The sequence below is a fragment of the Kribbella ginsengisoli genome, assembly GCF_039537185.1.
Classification (GTDB): domain Bacteria; phylum Actinomycetota; class Actinomycetes; order Propionibacteriales; family Kribbellaceae; genus Kribbella; species Kribbella koreensis.
The window spans coordinates 91,590-116,170 of the sequence record NZ_BAABAA010000018.1; the positions used below are offsets into that span (position 1 = coordinate 91,590).

24 protein-coding genes and 1 pseudogene are annotated in these 24,581 nt (G+C 65.8%); 13 read left to right on the forward strand and 12 right to left on the reverse strand.

Annotated elements, in window-relative coordinates:
• The first annotated feature begins 4 nt into the window (after positions 1-4).
• The 5 genes from ABD768_RS38605 (at position 5) to ABD768_RS38625 (ending at position 4,523) form a co-directional block, all read left to right on the forward strand.
• Entirely contained in the window at positions 5-862 is an 858-nt protein-coding gene (locus ABD768_RS38605) for a helix-turn-helix domain-containing protein (protein WP_344849236.1), read from the forward strand.
• Between the two features lie 375 nt (positions 863-1,237).
• Complete coding sequence (locus ABD768_RS38610) at positions 1,238-1,498, forward strand: hypothetical protein (protein ID WP_344849238.1); 261 nt, start codon at positions 1,238-1,240, stop codon at positions 1,496-1,498.
• 137 nt (positions 1,499-1,635) lie between these two features.
• Positions 1,636-2,382: a DNA/RNA non-specific endonuclease gene (locus ABD768_RS38615; RefSeq protein ID WP_344849240.1), complete on the forward strand. Its 747-nt coding sequence runs from the start codon at positions 1,636-1,638 to the stop codon at positions 2,380-2,382.
• A gap of 26 nt (positions 2,383-2,408) precedes the next feature.
• Positions 2,409-2,801, forward strand: a complete 393-nt coding sequence (locus ABD768_RS38620) for an antitoxin YezG family protein (protein ID WP_344849242.1) — start codon at positions 2,409-2,411, stop codon at positions 2,799-2,801.
• A gap of 42 nt (positions 2,802-2,843) precedes the next feature.
• Entirely contained in the window at positions 2,844-4,523 is a 1,680-nt protein-coding gene (locus ABD768_RS38625) for a M14 family metallopeptidase (RefSeq protein WP_344849244.1), read from the forward strand.
• A gap of 99 nt (positions 4,524-4,622) precedes the next feature.
• Here the strand turns inward: ABD768_RS38625 and ABD768_RS38630 are convergent, their stop codons facing one another.
• Entirely contained in the window at positions 4,623-5,372 is a 750-nt protein-coding gene (locus ABD768_RS38630; RefSeq protein ID WP_344849246.1) for a DinB family protein, read from the reverse strand.
• A 145-nt stretch (positions 5,373-5,517) separates the two neighbouring features.
• On the opposite strand from ABD768_RS38630, the gene ABD768_RS38635 reads away from it, so the two are divergent.
• The gene (locus ABD768_RS38635; protein ID WP_344849248.1) at positions 5,518-6,492 is read left to right on the forward strand and encodes an aldo/keto reductase; all 975 of its coding nucleotides are present in this window, start codon (positions 5,518-5,520) and stop codon (positions 6,490-6,492) included.
• Positions 6,493-6,524: 32 nt separating this feature from the next.
• Here the strand turns inward: ABD768_RS38635 and ABD768_RS38640 are convergent, their stop codons facing one another.
• Complete coding sequence (locus tag ABD768_RS38640) at positions 6,525-7,421, reverse strand: LysR family transcriptional regulator (RefSeq protein ID WP_344849250.1); 897 nt, start codon at positions 7,419-7,421, stop codon at positions 6,525-6,527.
• 132 nt (positions 7,422-7,553) lie between these two features.
• Between ABD768_RS38640 and ABD768_RS38645 the strand changes: the two genes are divergently transcribed.
• The 6 genes and pseudogenes from ABD768_RS38645 to ABD768_RS38670 all read left to right on the forward strand — a co-directional run bounded on the left by ABD768_RS38645 (position 7,554) and on the right by ABD768_RS38670 (position 13,104).
• Positions 7,554-8,444 carry an SEC-C domain-containing protein gene (locus ABD768_RS38645; protein WP_344849253.1) on the forward strand — a complete coding sequence of 297 codons (891 nt, stop codon included), beginning with the start codon at positions 7,554-7,556 and terminating at the stop codon, positions 8,442-8,444.
• A 580-nt stretch (positions 8,445-9,024) separates the two neighbouring features.
• Positions 9,025-9,432 carry a hypothetical protein gene (locus tag ABD768_RS38650; protein WP_344849255.1) on the forward strand — a complete coding sequence of 136 codons (408 nt, stop codon included), beginning with the start codon at positions 9,025-9,027 and terminating at the stop codon, positions 9,430-9,432.
• Positions 9,433-10,225: 793 nt separating this feature from the next.
• Positions 10,226-11,089 (forward strand): L,D-transpeptidase family protein, encoded by an 864-nt coding sequence (locus ABD768_RS38655; protein ID WP_343966478.1) that lies wholly within the window; start codon positions 10,226-10,228, stop codon positions 11,087-11,089.
• A 58-nt stretch (positions 11,090-11,147) separates the two neighbouring features.
• Complete coding sequence (locus ABD768_RS38660) at positions 11,148-11,846, forward strand: hypothetical protein (protein WP_343966480.1); 699 nt, start codon at positions 11,148-11,150, stop codon at positions 11,844-11,846.
• Positions 11,836-12,192: pseudogene (locus tag ABD768_RS38665) on the forward strand (helix-turn-helix domain-containing protein); the annotation flags it as partial. The gene ABD768_RS38660 and the pseudogene ABD768_RS38665, both read left to right, overlap by 11 nt.
• A 69-nt stretch (positions 12,193-12,261) precedes the next feature.
• Entirely contained in the window at positions 12,262-13,104 is an 843-nt protein-coding gene (locus tag ABD768_RS38670) for an ImmA/IrrE family metallo-endopeptidase (protein WP_343966610.1), read from the forward strand.
• Here ABD768_RS38670 and ABD768_RS38675 read toward each other — a convergent pair.
• From ABD768_RS38675 to ABD768_RS38710, 8 genes are read right to left on the reverse strand one after another with little or no spacing between them, the layout of a single operon-like run.
• Positions 13,083-14,483: an amidase gene (locus tag ABD768_RS38675; RefSeq protein ID WP_344849257.1), complete on the reverse strand. Its 1,401-nt coding sequence runs from the start codon at positions 14,481-14,483 to the stop codon at positions 13,083-13,085. The two genes, ABD768_RS38670 and ABD768_RS38675, sit on opposite strands and share 22 nt — an antisense overlap.
• A 52-nt stretch (positions 14,484-14,535) precedes the next feature.
• On the reverse strand, positions 14,536-15,339 hold the full coding sequence (locus ABD768_RS38680; RefSeq protein WP_344849258.1) for an SDR family NAD(P)-dependent oxidoreductase: 804 nt from the start codon (positions 15,337-15,339) through the stop codon (positions 14,536-14,538).
• Between the two features lie 25 nt (positions 15,340-15,364).
• Positions 15,365-16,819: an aldehyde dehydrogenase family protein gene (locus ABD768_RS38685; protein ID WP_344849259.1), complete on the reverse strand. Its 1,455-nt coding sequence runs from the start codon at positions 16,817-16,819 to the stop codon at positions 15,365-15,367.
• Positions 16,816-17,694 carry an ATP-binding cassette domain-containing protein gene (locus tag ABD768_RS38690; protein WP_344849261.1) on the reverse strand — a complete coding sequence of 293 codons (879 nt, stop codon included), beginning with the start codon at positions 17,692-17,694 and terminating at the stop codon, positions 16,816-16,818. The genes ABD768_RS38685 and ABD768_RS38690 overlap by 4 nt, the downstream gene beginning before the upstream one ends.
• The gene (locus ABD768_RS38695) at positions 17,687-18,676 is read right to left on the reverse strand and encodes an ABC transporter ATP-binding protein (RefSeq protein ID WP_344849263.1); all 990 of its coding nucleotides are present in this window, start codon (positions 18,674-18,676) and stop codon (positions 17,687-17,689) included. Before ABD768_RS38695 ends, ABD768_RS38690 begins: the two co-directional genes overlap by 8 nt.
• The gene (locus ABD768_RS38700; protein ID WP_343966495.1) at positions 18,673-19,491 is read right to left on the reverse strand and encodes an ABC transporter permease; all 819 of its coding nucleotides are present in this window, start codon (positions 19,489-19,491) and stop codon (positions 18,673-18,675) included. Before ABD768_RS38700 ends, ABD768_RS38695 begins: the two co-directional genes overlap by 4 nt.
• Entirely contained in the window at positions 19,488-20,435 is a 948-nt protein-coding gene (locus tag ABD768_RS38705; RefSeq protein WP_344849265.1) for an ABC transporter permease, read from the reverse strand. Before ABD768_RS38705 ends, ABD768_RS38700 begins: the two co-directional genes overlap by 4 nt.
• Positions 20,435-21,949, reverse strand: a complete 1,515-nt coding sequence (locus ABD768_RS38710; protein ID WP_344849267.1) for an ABC transporter substrate-binding protein — start codon at positions 21,947-21,949, stop codon at positions 20,435-20,437. Before ABD768_RS38710 ends, ABD768_RS38705 begins: the two co-directional genes overlap by 1 nt.
• A gap of 170 nt (positions 21,950-22,119) precedes the next feature.
• Here ABD768_RS38710 and ABD768_RS38715 point away from each other — a divergent pair, with 170 nt between their 5' ends.
• Positions 22,120-22,869, forward strand: coding sequence for a FadR/GntR family transcriptional regulator (locus ABD768_RS38715; RefSeq protein ID WP_344849269.1), 750 nt, complete (start codon positions 22,120-22,122; stop codon positions 22,867-22,869).
• On the opposite strand, the gene ABD768_RS38720 is transcribed toward ABD768_RS38715, so the two are convergent.
• Both ABD768_RS38720 and ABD768_RS38725 read right to left on the reverse strand, forming a co-directional pair.
• The gene (locus ABD768_RS38720) at positions 22,870-23,874 is read right to left on the reverse strand and encodes a type IV toxin-antitoxin system AbiEi family antitoxin domain-containing protein (protein ID WP_344849271.1); all 1,005 of its coding nucleotides are present in this window, start codon (positions 23,872-23,874) and stop codon (positions 22,870-22,872) included.
• 170 nt (positions 23,875-24,044) lie between these two features.
• Positions 24,045-24,545 carry a hypothetical protein gene (locus tag ABD768_RS38725; protein ID WP_344849273.1) on the reverse strand — a complete coding sequence of 167 codons (501 nt, stop codon included), beginning with the start codon at positions 24,543-24,545 and terminating at the stop codon, positions 24,045-24,047.
• Between the last annotated feature and the right edge of the window lie 36 nt (positions 24,546-24,581).

A 24,581-nucleotide genomic window follows, 5' to 3' on the forward strand; every position in this document is an offset into this window, starting at 1 on the left:
ACCAATGACAGAGTCAAAATTCTCCAGCGCACAAAGCGCTCGCCAGGCTCTCGCGAACCGCCTGCAGGAGATCAGGCTCGATGCCGGCCTGACCGCACGAGCGCTGTCTTCCGCGGCGGGCTGGCACGAGGCGAAGACGTCTCGGATCGAGCACGCCAAGCAGCAGCCATCAGAAGCTGATCTGCGGGCGTGGTGCTACGTCTGCTCGGCGCCGAAATTGATAGCTGAGCTCGTCGGTGAACTGCGTGCTGTCAACTCGATGTGGCTGGATTGGCGACGAGCTGAACAGGCCGGTCTGGCGCAACTCAATGCCTCCGTGCGGGACATCTACGAGCGGACCAAACAGTACCGGTCGTATTGCCAGAGCATGATTCCTGGCTTGCTGCAGACCTCCGAGTACACGACCGCGGTGCTGGCCTCGCTCCGAGACCGCCGCCAGGTTCCCGTCGACGACGTCGCGGTCGCCGTGGCTGAGCGCATGGACCGGCAGCACATTCTCTACGAAGGCGACCACAAGTTCGCGTTCGTCCTCGAGGTAGCCACGTTGCGCTACCAGGTCGGCGGCCCCGAGATACTGGCCCAACAGCTGCGCCACCTACTCGACGTCATGCGGCTGCCATCGGTCAGTCTCGGTTTCATCCCGACGACCGTGGACCGGACGCCCCGATGGCCGGTGGAAGACTTCTACATCTTCGACAACAAGCAGGCCAACGTCGAACTCGTCTCGGGGTTTCTGACGATCACGAATCCGCGCGAGATCGGCATGTACGCGGAAACCTTCACAGCGCTCACCAAGCTCGCGGTCTACGGACCTCGAGCGCGCAATCTGATTGCCGAAGCTCTTCGCGAACTGCTTGAGTAGGGGCTGTTCGTAGGTGGTCTGACGATGGCGCTCGCAAGTTCCCGCAAGTCCATCGAGCTACTACCCGTGGCTTACGTAACGTTCCATCTATGACGACATCAGGGACAAGTTCGAGCGGGCGACCGGCGCCCGAGTGATGGCGCTTGAAACTCCCTGAGCTGATCTGACCCGCCCGACCTGGCATTCCCTGACGGATCAGACGGCCCGAATGCCGGCTGGCGCGGCGTTGTGACTTCCGCCTGCGCTTGCCAGCCGTTCCACTCCCGAGGCTCGGACGGCGGCCTCGGGGAATCCCCGCCGTCCCTCGTCGCATGCGCCTGGCGAGGGACGGCGCATGGGGCCGTTCAGCGATCGCATTCGAGAAGTGAGGCAAATGTGTCCCAGATCGAACAGATGAAGATGCAACTCCATGGCTTGGCCGACCAGTCTCGTCAAGGTGCGGCGAGTCTGGCTGGGTTCAAGCAGCGCTTCGAGCAGTCCGGTCAGCAAGTACAAGCACTTATCCGGGGATCGGCCACCGGCGCAGATCGTGATATCTCCGCTGTGCTCGAGGCAGCTGGGAAGTCGGTTGAGCAGGCCGTTCAAGCACTCCAGATCGCTGAGGCCGGCTGTCGCAGCTATGCCGACCAGATCTAGCCGGCGCCGGCATGCCCTCGGAGCTGCAGCGGGTTGCTCAGCAGTTGCTCGCCGCTTTGGACGAGATTCCGCGCGTGGTGGCGTATCTACAGGACCGCGCCGGCAGGTACCGAGAGTCCGCTGGATGGGTTGGCAGTATGAGCAACAATCCCGCTGCCCGCATGGCGGCGATACAACTGGATGAAGCCGCAAGGCGATGCGAGGAAGCAGCGCACCTCCTGTCGATGGCCCCTTCCCGAGCACGCGGCTGGGTCGAGCAGATGGTCAGTGGTGTTCGCGCCGCCGAACCGGCCGGAAGCTCGAGAGCTCGGAGAGCGGAGTCGCCTGGCGGAAGTACGCCGATAATCGGCCCGCAGCGCGACGAGGAGGCTCGGACCAGGTCGACGAGAAAGGTCATCGAGTTGTCGACCTCCGATTTGGATCACAAGATGTCTTTGAACAGTCCTCCACCCAACTCGACGATCCGCGTTGATGAGAAGTTCACGTTCGAGACAGACGAGTTGGGCCGTGTCATCCGGGCCAGCGCGATCCTTGACGTCCTCGATCTCGACCATCCACGCGATCCGACCGCGCAGCGCAAGCTGATCGGCAAGCTGCCCGGGGATCACGCGGGTCACATCTTCGCCCGCATCTTCAGAGGTCCGATCGGCCGAATGAACCTGATTCCGATGGAGGCGGCCAAGGTCAACCTGGGGCAGTACGCAGTAGTCGAGAAGAGGTGGCGAAAGGCAATCGAGAACGGCGAGCAGGTGGAAGTTTCGGTCGATCTCGGCTACGGCCGGCGCCGGGACCGTCCCGATATCATCGTCGTCTACCACAAGATCGGCAGCGGCAAGCGCCTCAGAGTCCGGATACGAAACGTACCCAAAGCAGAAGAGGAATGACGATGTCCCTCGACAGGAACACCGAGTTGCTGACCGTCATCGGTCGATCGATGGTTGCCTCAGCGCCCGACCAGTGGGAGGAAGTCACACTCCTCGTGAGCGCTGTCCACTCGATGATGGAGTCTGGTTTGGAAGCCAGGACAGCCGACGGAAGCATCGTGGACACCGAAACCATCGACGATGCTGGTGAAGAAGCGCTCGAAGAGCTCCGCGACGTCATGTATCAACCGGGTAAGGGAACTTGGTACGGCGCGAAGTTCACCGTCGATGCGACCGGCAGGTTCGAGGCGGATTTCGACTACGACAACCCGCCGCTGGATGGCGATGCAACGGCGGAGATGCTCACCGACGATCAACAACGGTTCCCACGGTCCCCCGATCAGCTCCCCGACTGGCACCCAGCCAAGAACCCGGGCTGAACCCAGGCGGTCGTGGGCTGGCGGCGGGGTAGGGTCCGCAGGGTGGAGCTTGATCGGTTTTTGCGTTATGAGGAGCTGGCGGAGACGTTGGCGGGGCTTGTCGAGCGGTATCCCGGCTTGGTGAGTGTTGATTCGTATGGGATGTCGTTCGAGGGGCGGGCGTTGCTGTTGGCAACGGTTACTGATGTGAGTACGGGGGCGCATGACAGTAAGCCTGCGCATTGGGTGGATGCGAATATTCATGCCACGGAGGTGACCTCTGGGGTGGCGGCGCTGAGTTTGTTGCAGCATCTTGTGACGGCGGGTGAGCGAGGGGATGAGGTTGCGGTTGAGGCGTTGAGGACTCGGACGTTTTATGTGGCACCGCGGGTTAATCCTGATGGGGTCGAGGCTGCGTTGGCGGACTCCCCCGTTTATCGGCGTAGCAGTATGCGGCCTTGGCCTTATCGGGATGCGCATCAGTGGCCGGGGCTGGTTGAGCATGATGTTGATGGGGATGGGCGTGTGCTGACGATGCGCATCGCCGATGCCAATGGTGGGTGGGTCGCGCATGAGGATGATGCGCGGGTGATGGTGCCGGTGCCGGCGGATGGCGTCGTACCGGCTGGGGTTCGGCGGTACAGGTTGCTTGCTGAGGGCACCATTCGGGACTTCGATGGGTTTACTGTTCCCACGCCGCGGCCGCCGCAGGGGCTGGATATGAATCGCAACTTTCCGGCGGGATGGGGTACCGGGGTGTTGGGGTCCGGGGATCATCCGTTGAGTGAGCCGGAGATTGACTCGCTGATCCGGGCGATCGTCGCGCGGCCTAATATCTGTGGGTACAACGCTTATCACACGTCGGGTGGGGTGTTGCTCCGGCCGTCCAGTACGCAGGCTGATTCGGCACTCCCGTCGACGGATGTGTGGACGTGGAAGGAGTTGGGGCGCCGAGGTACGGAGCTCACTGGATATCCGGTGCACTCGGTGTTCGAGGACTTCACTTGGGACAAGACCGAGACTATGAGCGGTGCGTCTGATGACTGGGCGTACGAGCATCTTGGCGTGTTCTCTTGGACGACCGAGTTCTGGGATGCTGTGCACGCGGCTACTGGGAAGCGCAGCTCGACTGATATTTGGTACGTCGGGTTGTCGCCTGCTGAGGAGTTGGCGATCGCTAAGTGGAGTGATGCGCACGGCGAGTACTACCTGCCTTGGCGGCCTTTCGAACATCCGCAGCTCGGGCCGGTTGAGATCGGTGGTGCGGACTGGTTCCGGCTGCTGTCCAATCCGCCAAGGGCGTTGTTGGCGGCTGAGGTTGCTCCGCATGCGGACTTTGCCGTGCACCAGGCGTTGGCTGCGCCTTGCATCGAGATCTTGCGCGCCGAGGCGACCTCGCTTGGCGACGATCTGTGGCGCGTAGACGTCGGCATCGCTAACACTGGTTGGCTGCCTACACAGATCAGTGCGCGTGCTGCTCGGGAGAAGCTGGTACTTCCGTTGACAGCTGAGTTGAGGCTGCCCGCCGGCGCGTCGATCGAACGCGGTCCGAACCGGGTCACGTTGGGACAGCTCAGCGGGCGCAGCGCGTTGCGGCTCGACGGAGGGTCGCGGAGCGACGGTACGGCCGATCGCGTGCTGACGTCGTGGATCGTCCGTGCCGCTTCGATCGAGGGTCTGGTCGCGATCGCGAGTCATCCGCGGGCGGGAACCAAGCAACGCGCCGTGATCACCGCGCAGTGAACGGGAGGGCCGCGCTCTGATCGCCGGGGCACTAGCGGGAGCAGCGTGCTCTGATCGCCGCGCCGTGCGGACGAACTGGCGGGTCCAGCGGTTGTGGTACTAGGCCTCGAGTACGGCGAGGTCGCGTACTGCGTAGCGGTGGTGTTCGGCTTCTTCTTTCAGTACCACCTTCAGGCAGCGGCGTACGACGTACTCGGTGTCGGGGTACGGGTCGGCGGGCTTGCGGGTGCAGACTCGGTCGAGCTCTGAGTCGGTGAGGGCTTCGACGGCGTGGCGCATCTTGGCCATGCGGGCTCGGCGTGGGGCTAGTACCTCGTCGAGGGTTGGGGTGGCGTCGAGGGTTAGGCCGAGCTTGGCCGATTCGTCGGCGGGCATTCCGCCGGCGGGGAAGCCAAGGGGGTGGTACGGGGAGGCTTCCTCTAGGACGCAGTTGCCTAGCCAGGCGTCTGCGGCGAACAGTAGGTGGCGGTGGGTTTCTACGAAGGACCATTCGCCGGCTACCTGCTCGTGGAGCTTTTCCTCCGGTAGGAGTTTGGCCCGAGTGAGGGTTGCCTCCCACATGGTCTCGATGGCGTCCCAGGCGGTTCTGTAGTCGTCGGGGGTTTGCGCCTCGCGGGCTAGGGCGCGGGTTGGGTGGAGGCGGTCCAGTTCGGACTCGACGTACGCGGTGACGTCGACGTCGTTGACGGTCAGGCGCTTGAAGTCGCCGCCGAGGGAGATGTCGGCGCCGTAGCAATCGACGATCTTCAGGTTGGTGACCTCGCAGTCGCGGATCTCCAGGCCGGCGAGGTCGCTCAGGTGGATGCGGGCGCCACGGAACTGGTCGGTCTCGACATACTCAGCAGACATCGCAGCAGTCTGTCGCAACCGTCCGGTCAGCGCCAGGTTCGCCGGCGGTGGCGGTACGGCGTACCGGGGACTCAGAAGACTGAGTGATCGAACTGAGTGGATTCTTCTGTTGGAAATCTGGGCCGGAGCGAGGGAGGTTGGGGATATGGAATTCACTCAGCTTGGGCGTACGGGGTTGTCGGTCAGTCGGATCGTGTTGGGGACTATGAATTTCGGGCCGCATACGAGCGTGGAGGACTCGCACGCGATCATGAGTGCGGCTCATGAGGCTGGGATCAACTTCTTCGACACCGCCAACGGGTACGGGCGGGCGATCTACCCGGGGCGGACGGAGGAGATCGTTGGTGAGTGGTTCGCGAAGGATCCCGCCAACAGGCACAAGACTGTGCTGGCCACGAAGGTCTATGGGGACATGGGCGATGGGTGGCCTAACGAGGGGAAGCTGTCGGCGCTGAACATTCGGCGGGCGCTGGATGCTTCGCTGAAGCGGTTGCAGACGGACTACATCGATCTGTACCAGTTCCACCACGTCGACCGGGCCACTCCGTGGGAGGAGATTTGGCAGGCGATGGAGGTGGCGGTGCAGCAGGGGAAGATCCTGTACGCCGGTAGCAGCAACTTCGCCGGATGGCATATTGCTCAGGCGCAGGCCGAGGCGGCTAAGCGCAACTACACCGGGCTGGTCAGCGAGCAGTCGATCTACAACCTGATCGTGCGGGATGTGGAGCGCGAGGTGCTGCCGGCGGCGCAGGAGTTCGGGCTTGGCGTGATTCCGTGGTCGCCGCTGCAGGGTGGGTTGCTGGGCGGCGTACTGAAGAAGGACGTCGAGGGTGTGCGTCGACTCGAGGGCCGCGCCAAGGAGGCCGTCGAGAAGATGCGGCCGCAGATCGAACAGTACGAAGCGTTCGCCGACGAACTCGGCCATGCCCCGGGCGACGTCGCCCTCGCCTGGCTACTCCACCAGCCCGCCGTAACCGGCCCGATCGTCGGCCCGCGCACGATGGAGCAGTTGGAGTCCGCAGTACGGGCCGTTGACCTGAAGCTCGACGACAAGGCACTCGCCCAACTCGACGAGATCTTCCCGGGCTACAAGACCGCCCCCGAGGACTACGCCTGGTAGGTCTTAACCAGGCTCAGCAAGCCGGTAAGCCGTCAGGCTGCCGGCTTGTTGATTTTGGAGGTGGGGAGCAGACCGAGCAGGGCATCGGCGGCGAGAGATGCGGCCGAGCCGGTGGGGATAGCCACGGAGACTTGCCAGGAGTCGGCTGAGTTCGGGACAAGTGGCACTGTGACGTGGTCGCCGCGCTTAGCCGCAATACGTTCGGGGACCAGCGCTACGCCGAGGTTGTGACTGACCAAGGCGAGGAGTGTGTGGACGTCGTTGACCTCGATGGTCACCGGGTGCGCGACGCCCGCGGTCGTGAATGCGTTGTCGGAGATCGAGCGAGCGCCCCACGTGCGGTCGAAATCCACGAAGGACTCCCCTGCCAGGTCTCCGAGTGAGACCGCTGAGGCGGAGGCTAGGCGGTGTTCGGCTGAGCAGACCATGACCATGTCTTCGGTGGAGAGGGGGCGGAGGTCCAGGCCGTCGATGGGGTGTCCGGCGGTGGCTACGAAGGCTACGTCCAAGCGGCCTGAGGCTAGTTCTTCGAGCATGGGGGTGGAGCCGCCTTGGCGGACTTCGATTTCGACTGCTGGGTAGGCGGAACGGAACTTGGCAAGGAGGGCGGGGACGTCTACTACGCCCAGGCATTGCTCTAGGCCGACGGTTAGGTGGCCGCGGAGTAGGCCCTGTACTGCGGCTACCGCGTCCTTTGCTGCCTCGGCGGCTGCCAGGGTGCGGCGGCCTTCGCAGAGGAGGGCTCGGCCCGCCTCGGTGAGTTCGACGCTGCGGGTGTTGCGGACGAAGAGGGAGGCGTGGAGTTCGCGCTCGAGGGCACGGATCGAGGCGGACAGGCCGGACTGCGAGATCGACATCGCCTCCGCGGCCCGGGTGAAGTGCTTCTGCTCGGCGACGGCGACGAAATGCTCGAGATGCCTCAGCTCCATGACTCAGAAGTATAGGTGATTGGTTCCGGTCGATTCTTCGGCGGCAGATGTCACTGTGCGCGATGAGAGTGGCTTGTCCACAGGTTTCAGATCGTTCCGGGGCAGCGGGCAAACGTCCATATCTTCTCTGGCATGAACGACTTGACAGCAGACCAGCTCCGTACTTCGGAGGCCGACCGACTCACGAATCTTCTGGACTCCGCGCAGGGGCATCTGCTGGGCGGAACTCCGGACAAGGCGATCGCGATCTGGAAGGAGATGATCGCCGAAGGGGGCAATTTCGCCGACTGGGGTCGTCTTGAGTACGCCGACTATTTGTTCCGGCGAGATGAGGATGAGAAGGCTCAGGCCGAACTGGTTGGGCTCACCGATGGGCGGAGAGTGCTCGGCGCCCCGTGGTCTCTTGCCGGGGAGCTGCTGGAAGAGCGGGGTGAGCTGCAAGCCGCATTGTTCTTCTTCTCCACTGCGGTCAGTGCTCTCACAGCTGAGCAACGGAGCGCGGGCGCGCCGCTTTGGGCTCGCCAGCTCACGGCCAGCCTGCGCCGGGTGAAGTGGGCGTTGGAGATCCGCCTTGATGACCAGGATCTGGTGGCTGAGGCCGGTCCGGTGGAGCTGGAGGACAAATCGATCGACCTGCCGTACCTTCTGGGCAATCCACGGGTGATTAGCGGCCGCATTCATTTCTGGGCGCGCGACCAACTCGGGCACGCGGACTGTCTCTGGCCGCATAGCATCCCGGCGGACAGTGCCGACGAGTACTACCAGGACGTTGAGCGGGTACTTCGTGCGCATCCGAGCGGGCGGGTGCTGACTGTGCCGCGTTCGATCGGCACGGTCGACGACGACCCGGACCCGGCAGTTCGCGACGCCAGATCGATGGCGGAGGTACTGGCGCTCGTGAACCAGATCGACGAGGGCACGGTGATCGAGTGGCCACCGGGGCGCAATCAGGTCTGCTGGTGTGGGTCGGGAAAGAAGTACAAGGTGTGTTGCGGCGGGCCATATGCCACCGCTGGCTTATGAGCCCAGACGACGGTGTGCCGAGCGGTCGGAGCGATGTCGCAGGACTTCGTTGCGGTAGACGAGCCTTGCGTGGCGGCTGTGACCAGCGGGCAACCGATGAGCCCGCATTGGGGGTTGGCGGGAACTGGCGTTGGGGGTAGCAGGAGCTGGCCTTGCGGGTGGCGGGAGCTGGCGTTGCGAGTTGGCGGGAGCTGAGGTTGCGGGGCGCCGGGAGCTGGCGTTGTGAACGAGCGGGCGGGAGCGTGGCGCGAACGCAGGGTTTGCACGGAAGACGAATCCAAGAGGGTTGTCCGGCTTAGCAGTCGGTCGGCCGAATAGGCGCGCACGGCAACCAGATGCCGTCACCAAGTGGGCGACGAAGGAGGCCAAACTCGGAGGGGTGGGTGGGGGCTAGGGCCGTGTGAGCACGGACGGCTTGGCGCATGGTGGCCATGCGCGGCGTAGGCCTGGGCGTAGGCGTGGGCGTAGGCCTGGGCGTGGGCGTGGGCGTAGGCGTGGGCGAGTTGCTAGGAATCCCCTGTTGAGGACGGTAGTTGGGTTGGTGCGCGAGGGCGGCCGATCTGGTCGGTAGGGTGGGGGTATGGCTGATGAGTACCGCGTTGAGGTTGAGTTGGATGACGCTGAGCATGGGTTGTCGTTCTTGGAGCGGTTGCGGGCGGTGGATCTTGATCATGCGGCGGAGAAGCGGCTGGGTGGGCAGGTGACGGTTACCCGGGATGGGTCTCGGTTGCTGATTTATGCGAACACCGAGGCGGATGCTCGTGAGGCTGAGAAGACTGTGCGGGAGCTTGTTGCCGACGATCGGTTGAGTGCGGACTACACGTTGACCCGGTGGAGTCACGCGAAGCAGGAGTGGGTGGATCCGAGTACGCCGGCCGATGACGCGGATGCGCCTGAGCCGAGCTATGAGGGTGTTGAGACGCCTGATCCTCGGTATGTGGTGATGCAGGCCTACAAGCCGGAGTTCCTGCGGGATCTTGGGCTCTGAGAAGCCGGAGTTCCTACCAGCCGTCGGTCTCTGAGCGACGGCTGAGCAGTCTGCTGAGAGGTTAGGGCAGGTTGGGCGGGACGCAGGCCGTTTGATCAGGAGTTGCTGGGCGGCGGTGGTGTGGGGGCTGCCTTGGTTGGGGTGGCTAAGGCTCCCGGGAACTGCATCGAACGAGTTGCTTAGGCGGTAGGTGCTTCGGCTAGGCAGTAGCGGGCTTCGGCTACGACCTGTGGGTAGCGCAGCTGCTGAGGCTGAGGTGAGGACTTGGGAAGACCGCGCTTTGGCGGTGTCGTCTCCGCGGCGGACCCGGCGGAATTCAAGGCCAGCGCGGGTCGCGGGGGCGATCGTCGCGGCGGCCTCGACGGTTCAGTAGGCGGAAGCACGCCAGGTCCGTCGGTTCCTCGTTGAGGAGATAGCCGCGATCGCGGGCGGAATACCTGGGAGCCGACGAGCCAGCGTACGCAGGTATGAATCATGCCACTGGGGTTGGCTGGATACTGCACGTCCTCCCAGTGGCGCTCGACCAACTCGTCGATTGAGACCAGCGCGCGGGCGGACTTGTCGAAGGGCAAGTTTGCCGGTCGGAGCAGGTCCTTCGCGGTTCGATGGGTGTCCTGTTGACCGCAGGTGCGTCGACTGCCGAGCGCAACGGTTCGGTGACGGGTTGGAACAGATGGGGGTCGAGGAGCCTGCGGTGGTACTAGCCTCGGCGGGCGGTGGTGGCGTGCGGCGGGTCTTCGGCTGATGGCGCTGTCGCTCTGCGACTCTGGGAAAGCCGACGGAAAGGGGAATCGTGTCTCGACGGCGTGGTCTCGTTGCTGGTGTCGTCCTGCTCGCCGTTACGGTGACCGGATGCGCGGATGTGGCGGCTGATTCGGGTTCCTCCGGTACGCCGAGCGCTACCGCCACGTCCCCGAGCCCGTCGAGCAGTACGAGCGCCTCGAGTACGCCCAGCACGTCAAGCACACCTGGTACTTCGAGCACGCCCGGAGCATCGAACACGCCCGGTACGCCGACCACGCCAAGCACCCCACCGACCGTCAAACCCACGACCAAGCCGACGGTGAAGCCGAAGCCGCGCCCCATTTCGGCGTACGCGAAGCAGGTGGAGGCGAAGCTCGACGCGCTCGGATACCCCGTCGGCGATGTCGACGGCGACATCACGAAGCGGGCCAAGCAGGCATTGTGCGCCTGGCGCGAGACCAACGGCATGCCGGTCAGCCGTGGCGGGCTGACGGGAGCGGACGTCCGGTCGGTGCTGACGGCAACGAAGCGGCCGGCGGCGACCAAGGAGCCCGGGATCTACGTCAACAAGACGTGCCTGGTGCTGTACCAGATCGTCGGCAAGGAGATCCGCCGGATCGTCTGGGTATCGACCGGCGGACCGGGGTACGAGACGCCGAACCGGACCGGCAAGGTGTGGCGCAAGTGGGCGGGCGCCCACGAGAGCAGCCTGTACGACGACGCGTTCATGTACGACTCGCTGTACTTCCTCAAGGACCGGCCGGGGATCGCGCTGCACGGGAGCCGGGTCAACACGCTGATCAAGACGTACCCGGCGAGCCACCGCTGCGTCCGGGTGATGCGGCCGCAGATCCACCACATCTTCGAGGAGACCCCGATCGGGACCAAGGTCCAGGTCTACGGGGAGTACTGACCGCGACACCCACTTGATTTCCCGGCAATTGTCCGGGGGTTCCGCTATAACTTGTCGCATGCATGAAGACCTGCTCGACGAGGTGACATCGGACTGGAAGGCCAGTGGTGTCCTGCCGGAGTTGATCGGCTTGCTCCGTGACGTGTGGCGGACCAATCTCGATCGGCACGAACCGGCGCTGGGCGATGACGCGGTCACGCTTGGGATGGGGTCGGCGCGGAACTTCGCGAATCGGACCGTGCAGGAGTTCGCGCAACGGGTTGATGTGCGGGCGGATCTTCAGGGGAACTCGTTGCGGGTTGTGCATCTGGGGCGGATTCTGCGGGCGTCGAAGTTGCCGGGGAAGTCTGTGCGGGCGGATCCGTACTCGATCGATTGGGACTCGTCGGCGACCAGGCACGAGGGGCCGGCGGCCAACAGTCAACAGCTGGAGCTGTTCGAGGGCTTCGAGCTGCCGGAGGAGGAGTTGGCGGCGAACTCGGCTGCTGGGTCGCCGCGGTATTTGCATCTGGCGTGGGCTGGTGATGCCGAGACGGGCGATGTTGCTGTGCATGTGGGGTTTCCGCGGGACACGAAGGATGGCGCGGGGCCTTGGTTCGCGGTGAAGCTCGTGTACCGGGATCTGCCTGGTGACCAGCTGCCGATCGTGCCGGTGACAGGGTACGACGCGGATCGGTTCGATCAACGGCCGGTACCTCCGATTGCTGTCCGTCTCCGCGGTACTGACCAGCAGGCGGCCGCCAACGATGGCGCGTGAGCAAGACGCGGACCCGCAGAACAGCCGGTCCGCAAACGCTGCCGCACGCCTCGATGCGGGTGTCGAGGAGTCCGCGGGGGTGGTGGTTGACGTCGGCTCGGGCACAAAGGGGGCCGCCGGAGATCTTGTGCGGCTTGATGTCGGGGCTCGGGAGCGCCGGGCGGCGGGAGTCGCGGTGCGGTTTGATCCGTTGCGGTTGGCGTTGGCGCGGCGGCTTCGGGGGGTGCGGCGGGGTGAGTTGGCGGATTTGATTCGGGTGACGCCGGCGGCGGTTAGTCAGTTCGAGCGGGGGCAGACTCGGCCGACCTTGCCGTTGGTGGCTGCTATGGCGTTGGCGCTGGGTGTGCCGGGTGAGTTTTTTACGCTGGGGAGGTCGTTGCAGCCAGGGTCGGCTTCGAGTCCGCACTTCAGGAGTTTGCGGACTACGAGTCAGTTGCAGCGGGATCAGGCGTTGGCGTTTGCTGAGTTGGCTGCGGACGTACTGACTGCGCTTGAGCAACATGTCGAGTTGCCGCATCTGCTCTTGCCTGATCTGCGGGCGCCTGAGGCTCCGGATCTCGCGGACATCGCCAAGCTGGCGGCTGAGGCGCGGGCGCATTTCAACCTCGCGGCTGGGCCGGTGCCGCATGTGGTGAGGATGCTCGAGGCGGCTGGGGTTTTGGTGTTGCGGTTGCCGGAGATTTCGCAGTCTGTTGATGCGTTCTCGGCTCATTTGCCTACTCGGCCGGTGGTGTTGCTCAATCCGGCCAAGGGGGATGCGGCGCGGGCGCGGTTCGATTCGGCGCATGAGTTGGCTCATCTGGTGATGCATTTCGATGCGGCGCCGGGGTCGCGGATTGTGGAGAAGGAGGCCGACTCGTTTGCGGCGGAGTTCCTGATGCCTGCGGACGAGATCGTTGAGGAACTCCCCCGTCGGCTTGACTGGGAGAGGTTGCATCACCTCAAGCAACGGTGGGGCGTTTCGCTGAAGGCGCTCGTCTATCGGGCGCACCACCTCGAAGTACTGACTCCGAATGCCTATCGGCGTGGCATGCAGCAGCTCAACGAGTGGGGGTATCCGGAGCCAGGTCAGTTGACTGCGATCGAGGCGCCGACGCTCCTTCAGCTCACCTTCGAGTTGCTGGAGAAGTCCGGGTATGGGTCGGACGAGCTGGCCGATGAGTTGCATCTGCCCGCGCCGGTGCTGATGGAGATTCTGAAGGCTGGGAGTGATCCTCGACCACAGTTGAGGCTTGCTCAGGCCGGCCAAGGGCGGTGATCGGGGACCAGGGAGTCGACGTAGGCGGCCAGGCGGAGGGCGGCCAGGTCGTTGAAGCGGGGGGCGGCTATCTGGAGGCCGATCGGCAGGCCGGTGCTTGAGAAGCCGCAGTTGACGGTGGCGGCGGGGTGGGTTGACATGTTGTACGGGACGGTGAAGGCGATGTGCTCGAAGGGCTTCAGCGGGTCGTCTGTTGGGTAGGCGAGCTCGGCTGGGAAGGCCGTGATCGGTGCGACCGGCGAGAGGATGAAGTCGTACGTGGCGAAGGCGGCGTCGACGGCGACGGCCATGGCGTGCATCTGGGAGTAGCCGTGGAAGACGTCGAAGGCGGTCAGTTCGGTGGCGGTGGAGACCCAGCGGCGGATCTCTGGCAGCACTTTGGTGCGACGGCCCTCGGGGATGGCGTTGATGTCGTACGCCGAACGCACCCGCCAGAAGTGGTCGAGGCCGTCGAGCATGGCACGGGTGATGATCGGCGGGATCGGTTCGACGATGGCGCCGGCCTTCTCGAGCAGGGTTGCTGCGGCGGAGACGGCGGCGCTCACCTCGGGGTCTACCGGCAGGCCGAGGCCGGCGTCGAGCAGCAGGCCGATGCGGAGGCCTTGCGGGTCCAGGGCCGGGTTGTCGCTGTTGCCGTGGCTGGTGCTGTCGGGCAAGGGTGGGAGGGAGGTGTAGTCGCGGCGGTCGGGGCCGGAGATGACGGTGAGGGCTAGCGCGGCGTCGGCTGCAGTACGGGCTAGGGGGCCGATTGCTCTGCCTGGGTAGGGGTTGCCGACCGCTACTCGGCCGTGGGTGGGCTTGAGGCCTACTACTCCACACCAGCCGGCGGGGAGGCGGATGGAGCCTCCGATGTCGGTACCTAGGTGGATCGGGCCGTACCCGGCGGCCGCTGCTGCGCCTGCTCCGGCGCTGGAGCCTCCCGGCGTACGGGCGGGGTCCCAGGGGTTGCGGGACAGGTGGTGGAAGGTGGAGACGCCGGAGGAGAGCATGCCGTACTCCGGCATGGTGGTTTTGCTGAAGATGACGGCGCCGGATGCGCGCAGGCGGGCGGCGGCTGGGGCGTCATCGGTTGCTGGGGTCAGGTCTGCGGCGGCTGTTCCTTGCGGGACTGGGGTGCCGCGGGTGGCGATGTTTTCCTTGACGGTGACCGGTACGCCGTCCAGCGGGCCCGCCGGTTCCCCTGTACGCCACCTGTACTCCGAATCGCGGGCTGCCGCGCGGGCCGCCGTCGGGTCTGGCGCATAGAGGGCGCAGAGCCTGGGTTCCAGGGAGTCGACTCGGGCGAGTACGTCCTCCAGCACCTCGACGGGTGACAGAGAGCCTTCCTGGTAACGGGAAACGAGCTCGACGGCGGTCAGATCGGCGAGGCGCTCAGTCATCTTTGCTCCAGTCGAGGTCGGGGCTGGCGGTGGGGGCCGGGGCGGCGGCGCGTCAGTTCGGTGGGTCGAAGCGGCCGTCTACTGCGGTCCAGCCGCCGTCTACGTGGAGGACGCTGCCGGTGACGAAAGTCGACGCGTCGGAGGCTAGGTAGACGACGGCGCCGGCTAGCTCGCCGGGGGTGGCCCAGCGGGCTAGGGCTGACTTCTGGGCGTAGGCGTCGTACCAGGCTGGGTTGGCTTTGATCTGGGCGGTGAGAGGGGTTTCGACCACGCCAGGGGCGATGGCGTTGACGCGGACCCCGTTGGGGCCGAGTTCGGCGGCTGCGGTGCGGAGGAGTTGGACCAGGCCGGCTTTGGTTGCTGCATAGACCGATTGGCCTGGTTCGACTGTGGTCGCGCGGATGGAGCTGAAGCCGATGATGCTGCCGCGGCCACGCGTCGACATCGGGCCGCCGAAGGCGCGGATCAGGTCGAAGGAGGCGCGGAGGTTGAGTGCGACGACGCGGTCGAATTCCTCGCCGGTGTAGTCGAGGATGCGCTTGCGGACGTTCGTCGCGGCAGTGAAGACCAGCACGTCGACGTCGCCGAGCTCCTGAGCAGCTCGCACGACTGCTTGCTCGTCAAGAACATCCAGCCGGTACGCCGTAAGCGTGCCCGCTCCGACATCGGTGCCGGTGCCGGTGCCGGTGCCGAGAGACGCTGTCTCCGTGGCGGCGGCCAGGTCGCGGTCGGCGGCGGTGACGCGGGCTCCTTGGGCGGCGAGGGCCAGGGCGGATTCGCGGCCGATTCCGCTGCCGGCGCCGACGACGACCGCGTGCTTACCGTCCAGCCGGAACAAGTTCGCGTAGTCGGTCATCGGGGAACCTCCTCGGAGTTCGCGATCAGGGCTTCGGGGGCAGGGGTTTCGGGCGGATGATCGCCATTCGGGTGGTGGTCAGTTCCTCGATGGCGAAGCGGGGGCCTTCGCGGCCGGTACCGGAGTCCTTGACACCGCCGTACGGCATCACGTCGGAGCGGAACCCCGGTACTTCGTTGACCACCACTCCCCCGACGTCGAGCTGATCGATCGCAGCGAAAGCGGTCTCGAGAGAGCTGGTGAAAACACTGGTATGCAGTCCGTACCGCGAGGCATTGACGGTGTCGAAGGCTGTCGCAAGATCAGGGACGGAACGAAGAGCGATCACCGGACCGAAGATCTCCTCATCCCAGGCCGGTTGCCCATCCGGTACGTCGATCAGCATCACCGGACCCAGTACGCCGTCAACCTGCGACCCGGCTGTCGCGACAGCGGCGCCTGCGCGCGAGGCTTGCAGCAACCAGTCCTGGACGCGGGCGGTCGCGCGTTCGTCGATGAGCTTGGAGATCTGGGTGTCGGGCGATCGCGGGTCGCCGACGATGACCTTCTGGATCCGCTCGTTGAGCGCTGCCTCGAAGTCTTTGCGGACCGATTCGAGAACTATTACGCGCTGGATGCTGATGCAGGCTTGGCCGGAGGCGTAGTAGCCGCCTCTTACGACGGCGTCGGCGGCCGCGGGGAGGTTGGCGTCGGCGGCTACTACCAGGGCTGAGTTGGAGCCGAGCTCCAGCAACACCTTGGTGGGGGCGGCGTCCCGGGCTATTTGGTGGCCGACGGTGGCCGAGCCGGTGAAGGAGACTGCGCCGATTCGGCGGTCGGTGGTGAGGGTGGCGCCGACCTCTGGGCCACCAGTTACTAGTTGGACCGCGGCAGGTGGGGCGCCTGCTGCGACGAGGGCTTCGCGCACTAGGTGGACTAGCCAGAGGGTGGCGAGTGGGGTTTGGGGGGCGGGCTTGATGATGACCGGGCAGCCGGCGGCGAGGGCGGGGGCTAGTTTGTGGGAGGCGAGCAGGAGCGGGTAGTTGAAGCCGGTGATGCCGACGACTACGCCGATCGGTTTGCGGATCCAGAAGCCTTGCAGGCCGTCGCCGCTCGGCAGGAGGTCGAGGGGGACGGTTTCGCCGTGGAGGCGGGCTACTTCTTCGGCTGAGGTCTCCAGGGTGAGAAGGGTGCGCTCCACCTCGACGCGGCAGTCGACGAGTGGCTTGCCTGTCTCTAGTACGAGGAGGTCGACGAAGGCGTCGCGCTGTGCGGCGAGGGCGGAGAGCGCTCCCTGGAGGGCGCGGCGCCTCACGTGGGAGGGCAGGCGGCCGACTTCGGCCCGGACAGAGAGCGCGTTCTCGAGGGCTTGGCGAGCCAGGTCGACGGTACCGATGGGAGCTTGGGCCACCACGCTTCCGTCGTACGGGAAATGGACGGGGGCTGTGGACGGCGCGGGGATCCAGCCGGAGCCGATCGGTAGACCTTCGGGGAAGTTCATTCGGCGGCTCCTTTCAGGAGGTCTGACGTGGTGGCGCCGGCCAGGGCTCGCGGGAGGGTGGGGATCGCGGAGACGAGGCGGCGGGTGTACGGGTGGGTGGGGGTTGCGTAGACCTGACCGGTAGGGCCGGTTTCGACCACCGAACCGGCGTGCATGACGGCTACCCGGTCGCAGACGTGCTTGATCACCGAGAGGTCGTGGGAGACGAAGACGAGGGTGAGGTTGAGTTCGTCGACGAGGTCGGAGATGAGGTTGAGGACCTGGGCGCGGACGGAGACGTCGAGAGCGCTCACCGGTTCGTCGGCGATGAGGATGCGCGGGCGCGGCGCCAGGGCGCGGGCGATCGAGATGCGTTGACGCTGCCCGCCGGAGAATTGGTGCGGATAGCGGTCGCCTGCGTCGGCCGACAGGCCGACTGCTTCCAGGAGCTCGCGAACCCGGGCGCCGGAGGCTGGATGGCCTTGTACTACGAGCGGCTCGGCGATGATGTCGCGCACTCGCATGCGGGGGTCGAGGGAACTCATCGGGTCCTGGAAGACCAGCTGCAGGTTCGAGCGGAGGAACTTGAGGCGGCGTTCGGGGAGGCGGGTGATGTCGGTGCCTTCGACAACCACCTGGCCGGAGGTCGGGCGGTCGAGGGCGGCGATGATGCGGAGAAGGGTCGACTTGCCGCAGCCGGACTCGCCGACTATGCCGAACCGTTCGCCGGGTTGTACTTCGAGGCTGACTCCGCGCAGGGCGTGGACGGGCGGGGTCGCCTTGAGCAACGAGGTGCGGGCGCGGGGATAGTCGCGGCGGACGTCGATCACGCGGATCACGGGCTCGCTGACGCCGGGTTCGCCGGGGCCGCGGTCGGCGGGAGGTGGGTTAAGCATGGGCGGGCTCCAACGAAGGAGCTGGGTGATGGCAGGCGAAGCCGTGGTCGGCCGTGCCTTCCCAAGGAGGAGACGAAGCGCAGGTGTCGGTGGCGAAGGAACAGCGGGTGCGGAAGACGCAGCCGGACGGGAACTGGCCGGCCGCGGGGACGTTGCCGGGGATCGTCGGCAAGCGGCCTTCGGCGGACTCCAGGTCAGAGGCGGCGAGCAGGCCTTGGGTGTAGCGGTGGCGCGGGTTGGTGAAGATCTCGGCGACTGGGCCGGATTCGACTACCCGGCCGCCGTACATGACGAGGACTCGCTGGCAGACGGTGGCGACTACGGCGAGGTCATGGGTGATGAACAGCAACGCGGAGGAACGGGCAGCGACGCCCTTCATGATCAGGTCGAGGATCATCGCCTGGACCGTCACGTCCAGGGCGGTGGTCGGTTCGTCGCAGATCAGCAGGGCGGGATCGTTGGCGAGGGCAAGAGCGACGACTACTCGTTGCCGTTGGCCACCAGACAGTTGATGCGGGTACGAGCGAGAGGTGCCGGGCAGGCCGACACGGTCCAGGAGTTCGGCGGCGGCCACACGGCCGGCGCGACGTCCGGAGACGGTGTGGTGGATGAGCATCGCCTCGGCGACCTGATCGCCCACGCGCATGGTCGGGTTGAGCGCGGTCATCGGCTCCTGGAAGACCATCGCCAGCGAGCTACCTCGCACCCGAGACATCTGGCGTTCGTCGGCGCCCAACAGTTCGTGTGAGACGCCCGCCAGCCTTACCGATCCAGCAGCATGAACGTCTTCGGGCAGCAATCCGATGATGCTCAAGGCCGTCAGCGACTTCCCGGATCCCGACTCGCCGATCAGACCGACCCGCTCCCCCGGCCCGACGGTCAGATCCACATCGGCGACGAGTGTCTTGTCCCGCACCGTCACCGTCAGCCCCTGCACCGAGAGCACATCAGCCCGCGCCTCATCGCGCAGTACGTCGGTCATCGCCGGTCCTCCAGCTTCGGATCGAACCGGTCGCGCAACCCGTCCCCGAGCAGGTTGAACCCCAGTACTGCGACAGCGATCGCCACCCCCGGGAACACTGCCAGCCGCGGCGCGCTGAACAAGAACTCCTGGCTCTCCTGCAACATCCGCCCCCACGAGGGAGTCGGCGGTGGCGTCCCATACCCGAGAAACGACAACGCCGCCTCGGCCAGTACCGCGATCGCGAACGACACCGAAGCCTGCACAGTGATCAGGCTCGTCACATTGGGCAACACATGCCGCAAAGCCACCGGAAACGGCCGCCGCCCGGCAGCCCGAGCCGCCAGCACGTACTCCGTCCGCATCACCTGCAACGCCCCACTCCGGATGACGCGAGCGAACGAAGGCACCGTAGCGATGCCGATGGCAACCATCGCCGTCAACGTACTCGCCCCGAAAACAGCCCCGAACATGATCGCCAGCAGCAACGCGGGAAACGCCAGCAACAAGTCGTTGCCCCGCATCACCACTTCCGACACCCACCGCGGACTCATCGCAGCGAAAACACCGACCGGTACGCCGATGACGGCCGCGACCCCCACCGCCACCAACCCGACGAAGAGCGTCGTCCGCGACCCGACCATCAGCTGGCTCAGCACATCCCGCCCGAACTTGTCCGTCCCGAACCAATGCGCCCACGACGGCGAGGCCAGCCGCACAGCAGGGTCCACCAGCGTCGCGTCGTACGGAGTCCAGACGAAGGACAGCAAGGCGACGACCACGATCAGCCCGACGATCGCCAAGCCGACAACGAGACTTGGATTCCACCGCCTCATCGCGCCACCCGCAACCGGGGATCCAGCGCGACGTACAGGAGATCGACGAGGAAGTTGACCACCAGCACGGCGACGACAAGCACCATCACCACGTCCTGCACCAGCAGCAGATCGCGATTGGACACCCCATCGAGCAACAGACTGCCGAGCCCCGGAATGACGAACACCCGCTCAACCACAACCGCCCCGATCAGCAACGTCGCCAACTGCAATCCGAGCACGGTCACCACCGGCACGGCCGCATTGCGCAACCCATGCCGCCACAACGCAGGAAACGGCCGCAGCCCCTTCGCTCGCGCGGTCCGCAGATAGTCCTCACGCAGCACATCGAGCACAGCGCTCCGCACATACCGAGTCAGCACAGCACCCTGTACCAACCCAAGCGACAGCGCCGGCAAGATCAACTGCTTGAGGAACATCCCCGGATCCGAAGCCGGCGGCGTCCACCCATTCGCGGGCAGCCAGCCGAGCTTCACCGCGAAGACCATGATCAGCAAGATCCCCGCGAGAAACGCCGGGACCGCGACTCCCAGTTGGGACAGCGCAGAGAGCGCCAGCCCAGAGAGCCGGCGATGGCGCGCGGCCATCACCGTTCCCGCCGGAGCGGCGAGCACCAGCGCGACGACCATGCCGACCACGACCAGCCAGAGCGTGACCTGAAAGCGGTCGGCGACCTGTGGGCCGATCGCGACCTTCGACACGTACGACGTACCGAAGTCGCCCTGCAACAGTCCGCCGAGCCAATCGAAGTACTGCGTGGTCAGCGGCCGATCCAGCCCGAACTGCTGACGCAACGCGGCGACAGCCTCGTCCGACGCGTTGACGCCGAGGGCGACCCGGGCCGGGTCGCCCGGGAGTACCGCCATGAATCCGAAGACGAGCACCGAGGCGACCGCGAGGCTGATCACCAGCACCGCGGCGCGCTCGACCAATCGAAGGATCATCAGGAACGGGCGAGCCGGGACAGATCGAAGGACTCGGTGATCGCGTTGGTGGGCAGGCCGGTCAGGTTCTTGTCGGCGACGACCAGGTTCGGCAGCAGGAACAGCCAGTCGGCGGCGGCCTGCTCGGAGATCCGGCGCGCGGCTTTCTTCATGTTGTCGACCTGCGCGGCCTCGTCGCCGGAGTCCGCCGAGGCGAGCAGGGAGACCAACGTCGGGTCGTCGTACCGGGTGTAGTACTTCGCGTTGAAAACGGCGCCAAGGTCGCGCGGCTCGACGTGCGCGATGATCGACATGTCGTAGTCGGCGTTCTTGAACACCGTGGTCAGCCACGCCGCCGGGAACTCGAGCTGGTCGATCGTCACCTTCAGCCCGACCTGCTCCAGCTGGCTCTTCACCACCTGACCGCAAGAGGTTGCATAGGGCAACGTCGGGAGCCGGAGCCGCAGCGTCGCACCAGCAGCACCCGCTGCCTTCAAGGCGGCCGTCGCCTTCGCCTTGTCGTAGGGCGCGACGCCGGTCAGGTCCTCGTACCACGGGTCGGTCGGCGGGACCATACTGCCGATCAGCTTGCCGCGGCCCGCGAAACACGTGTCCAGCAAGGCTTTGTGATCGATCGCCTGCCGGATCGCCTGCCGCACCCGGATGTCCTTGAACACCGGCCGCGAGTTGTTGAACGACAGCACGACCTCGCCGTTGGTCGTCCCCTCGATCACCTGGTACTTGCTGTTGCTGGTGAACTGGGTGAGAGCCTCCGGCGCCTGCACCGTGCCGATGACGTTGATCGTCCCGGTCAGCAGCGCGTTGTTGAGCGCCGTCGGATCCTTGAAGTACTTGAGCGTGACCTGGTTGAAGAACGGCTTCGTGCCCCAGTACCCGTCGTTGCGCTGCAGCACGATCGAGTCGCCGCGCTTCCAGCTGCCGAACTTGTACGGTCCGGTGCCGACCGGGTCGGTGGCCAGCTTGTCGATGCCGGTCTGGGAGAACATCGCGCCGACCCGGGTCGTCATCCGGAACAGCCAGCCGTTGCTCGGCGCGCTCAGCGTCACCTGCAACTCGGTCGGCGAGACGGCCTTGGCGGCGGACACGACGTCCATGGCCGACTTCAGCGAGGTCGTCCACGCCGTCTTCACCCGGTTGATGCTGAACACCGCGTCGGCCGCGGTGAAGGCGGCTCCGTTGGTGAACTTGGCATTGTCGACCAAGGTGAAGGTGTAGGTCTTGCGGTCGGGCGAGACGGTCCACGACTTGGCCAGGTCCGGCACGATCTTGCCGGTCTCATCCTGCTTGACGAGCCCGTTGTAGACGTTGCCGAGCAGCACCTGCGGGATCGCGGCGCCGTCGGTCGTGGTGAAGTCCAGGCTGGCCGGCTCGGCGACCAGGCCGACGGCCAGCGACTGGTCGCCGCCGGGAGACGAGCCTGGCGTAGTACCGGAGCCCGCGGAGCAGGCCGCGGCCGATGCGGCCAGTAGAGCGGCGCCGAGCAGCGCGATCGCCCGGGTGGAATACGACTTCACGCGAACTCCTCTGACCGTCATGCGCGCATTTTGCCTGGCCACGGGGTGACGGGCGTCGGCGGATCGCCGGTGGGCACCGGACCCGTAACTGGTCAGACCAGTGGACTAGGTATGAATAGGCCACTAGGTTTGTCGCTACCGAACGGACTGTCAAGCGATCGAGGTGACCGATGCCGAATTTCCAGCCGGTGCAGACGGTCCGCGCGTACCAGCGGATCGTCGAGCAGATCGAGGACGCGCTGGCCGACGGCTCACTGGCTCCCGGTCAGCGGCTGCCCAGCGAGCGCGAACTCGTCAGCCAGTTCGCCGTCAGCCGGTCGACCGTGCGCGAGGCGCTCAGGGTGCTGGAGAGCAACGGCGTCGTCCGCTCCCGGCCGGGCGACCCGAACGGCCCGGAGATCCTGCCGTTCTCCCAGGGCCCGCTGCGCAAGCAGATGACCCGGCTGGCCCGCGTCGACGAGCTGACGCTGAGCGAGCTGATCGCCTTCCGGATGATCATGGACGGCGCGGCGATCCAGCTCGCCTCCCGGCTGCGCACCGACGAGCAACTCGTCGAGATGGAGCAGACCCTGGTCGCCATGCGGGCGGCGATCGACGTCGACTTCGCCGCGTTCAGCGAGGCCGACGTCGCCTTCCACGAGGCAGTCGCGCGAGTCAGCCGCAACTCCCTGCTCCAGACCTGCAACGAGGTCGTGCGCGGCGTAGTACTGAGCCTGATCTCGGACAAGATCGCCCACGCGACCAACAGCCGCGCCCTCATGCTCGAGTCCCTACGCCACCACACCGAGGTAGTCGAGGCCATCCGAGCCGGCAACGGCCACGCCGCCGCCCGCCTAACCCGCCAAAACCTCTACGACTACTACGCCACCTACGTCCCAGCCCCCGAACGAGACCCCCTCCGAGCGCTGATCGACGACTGACTAGCGACTTGTTCGGCGGCTGACGCCCTGCAGGTTGCCAGCGGCCGAAAGAACTGCGTTCGACCGCCTTCGGGACCGGTCGCGCGCCTGGGCCACGCGGACAGCGAAGGCGGCGGGGGCGGAGAGATCCGGCCAAGTGGCTCGGACGACCTCGTAGCCGAGATCGCGGAGGGCATCTTCGCGGGCCTTCTCCAGTACCAACGGAGCCGAACCCTTGCCGGCGTACTTCAGCGCACCGTCGAACTCCACGATGACGCCCCACTCCTCGAACAGAAAGTCGACTCGTCCCACCAGGCGACCCGACAGGTCTCGGATTTCGGCCTGCAGGCGGGGCTTGGGCAATCCCAGGTCTGCCATCAACACCCGAAGGCGTGACTCACCCGCGGATTCGGAGCGTCCGTCGCCGAACTGCACCGCTCGGGTCGCGGTGCCGATGCCCGTCCGACCACCGAAGAGGCCCAGCGCCTCCGACAACTGCGCGGCTGTCGCGAGTTCTCGCCGCAGCGCTTCGTCAACGACCGAGACAGCCACCGGGTACGACGTACCGCGGATCGCCTCGACGACCGATCGCGGTGCCGGTGTCAGGCAGACCCCCTCGACCTCGACCGGATCCAGGACCGGCGGCCGCGGCGCGTGCTGACACATCCATCTGGTCGAGCGGCCGAGCCTCGCGAGATTGGTGAGGTGTACGCGGCTCAGGTCGAGATCGCCGATCTGGACACCGTGCAATAAGAGAGCCGACTGATGACTCAGAACTGCCCCGCCGCCGGCCTGATGGTAAGCGGCTTTCGCAGTACGAACATGTCGCCAGATCCTTTGATCCCAGGACGCCAGCAAGTCGTAGTCGACACCGACCTCCGCGTACACCCCGCGGAACAGCCTGACCCAGCTGCCGTCCTTGATCCGCAGGTGGATGTCGTCGTCCGAGTACCCGGCCGCCAGCACGTCCGCGCGATCGAACCAGCCACCACGCCTCGCCGCAACCGTCGAAAGTTTCAAGTTCATGCCCCACAACATGCACCCGAACCCCGCGCCCTCCACCCCCAAACCTCCACCCCTGTGGACAACCGGGCCCGCTGCCGCACACTCCCCGCAGGGCGAACGCTGTTTCTTCGGCGGCTGGCGGCCTGTAGGGCGTCAGCGGCCGAAGAACGCGTCAGTGGCTGCCGGATCGGCTAGTCCGCGTGTTCCAGGACCCGGATTCGGGGGACTTTCAGTTCCTTGCGGGCGTTGGTGGGCCAGTTGGAGCAGAGGAAGCGGGCTACCGTTTCGGGCCAGGCGACGACCACTACTTCTTGGCTCTTGGTGCTGTTGACCAGGGTTTTCAGGGCTAGGAGGATCTCGCCGTGGGTGATGGAGACGTTGACCCGGCAGTTGTTGTGGGCGCGGAGTCTTCTGGAGCTGTGTTCGATCACCGAGGCCAGGTCGAACTGGGGGTCGGCCAGGGCGGTCGCGGTTGAGGTGCGGCCGGGACTGGTACCGGCGGACAGGCCGGCGACGTCCGCGAAGCTGGAGCCCAGCAACGCCATCGGGCCGCCGATGCCCTCAGTGGGGTGACTGGAGACGAGGACGTGATAGTCGACCGTCTCCTCGAGCCTTGCATGCAGGGCGGCGACCCTTCTTGCGTCGCCCTCGCTCATCTCACGTTCGATGAGCACCACCACGTCGTACGTCATTCGTGGCTCCCTTCGCCACTTCCTTTGTAACCCCGC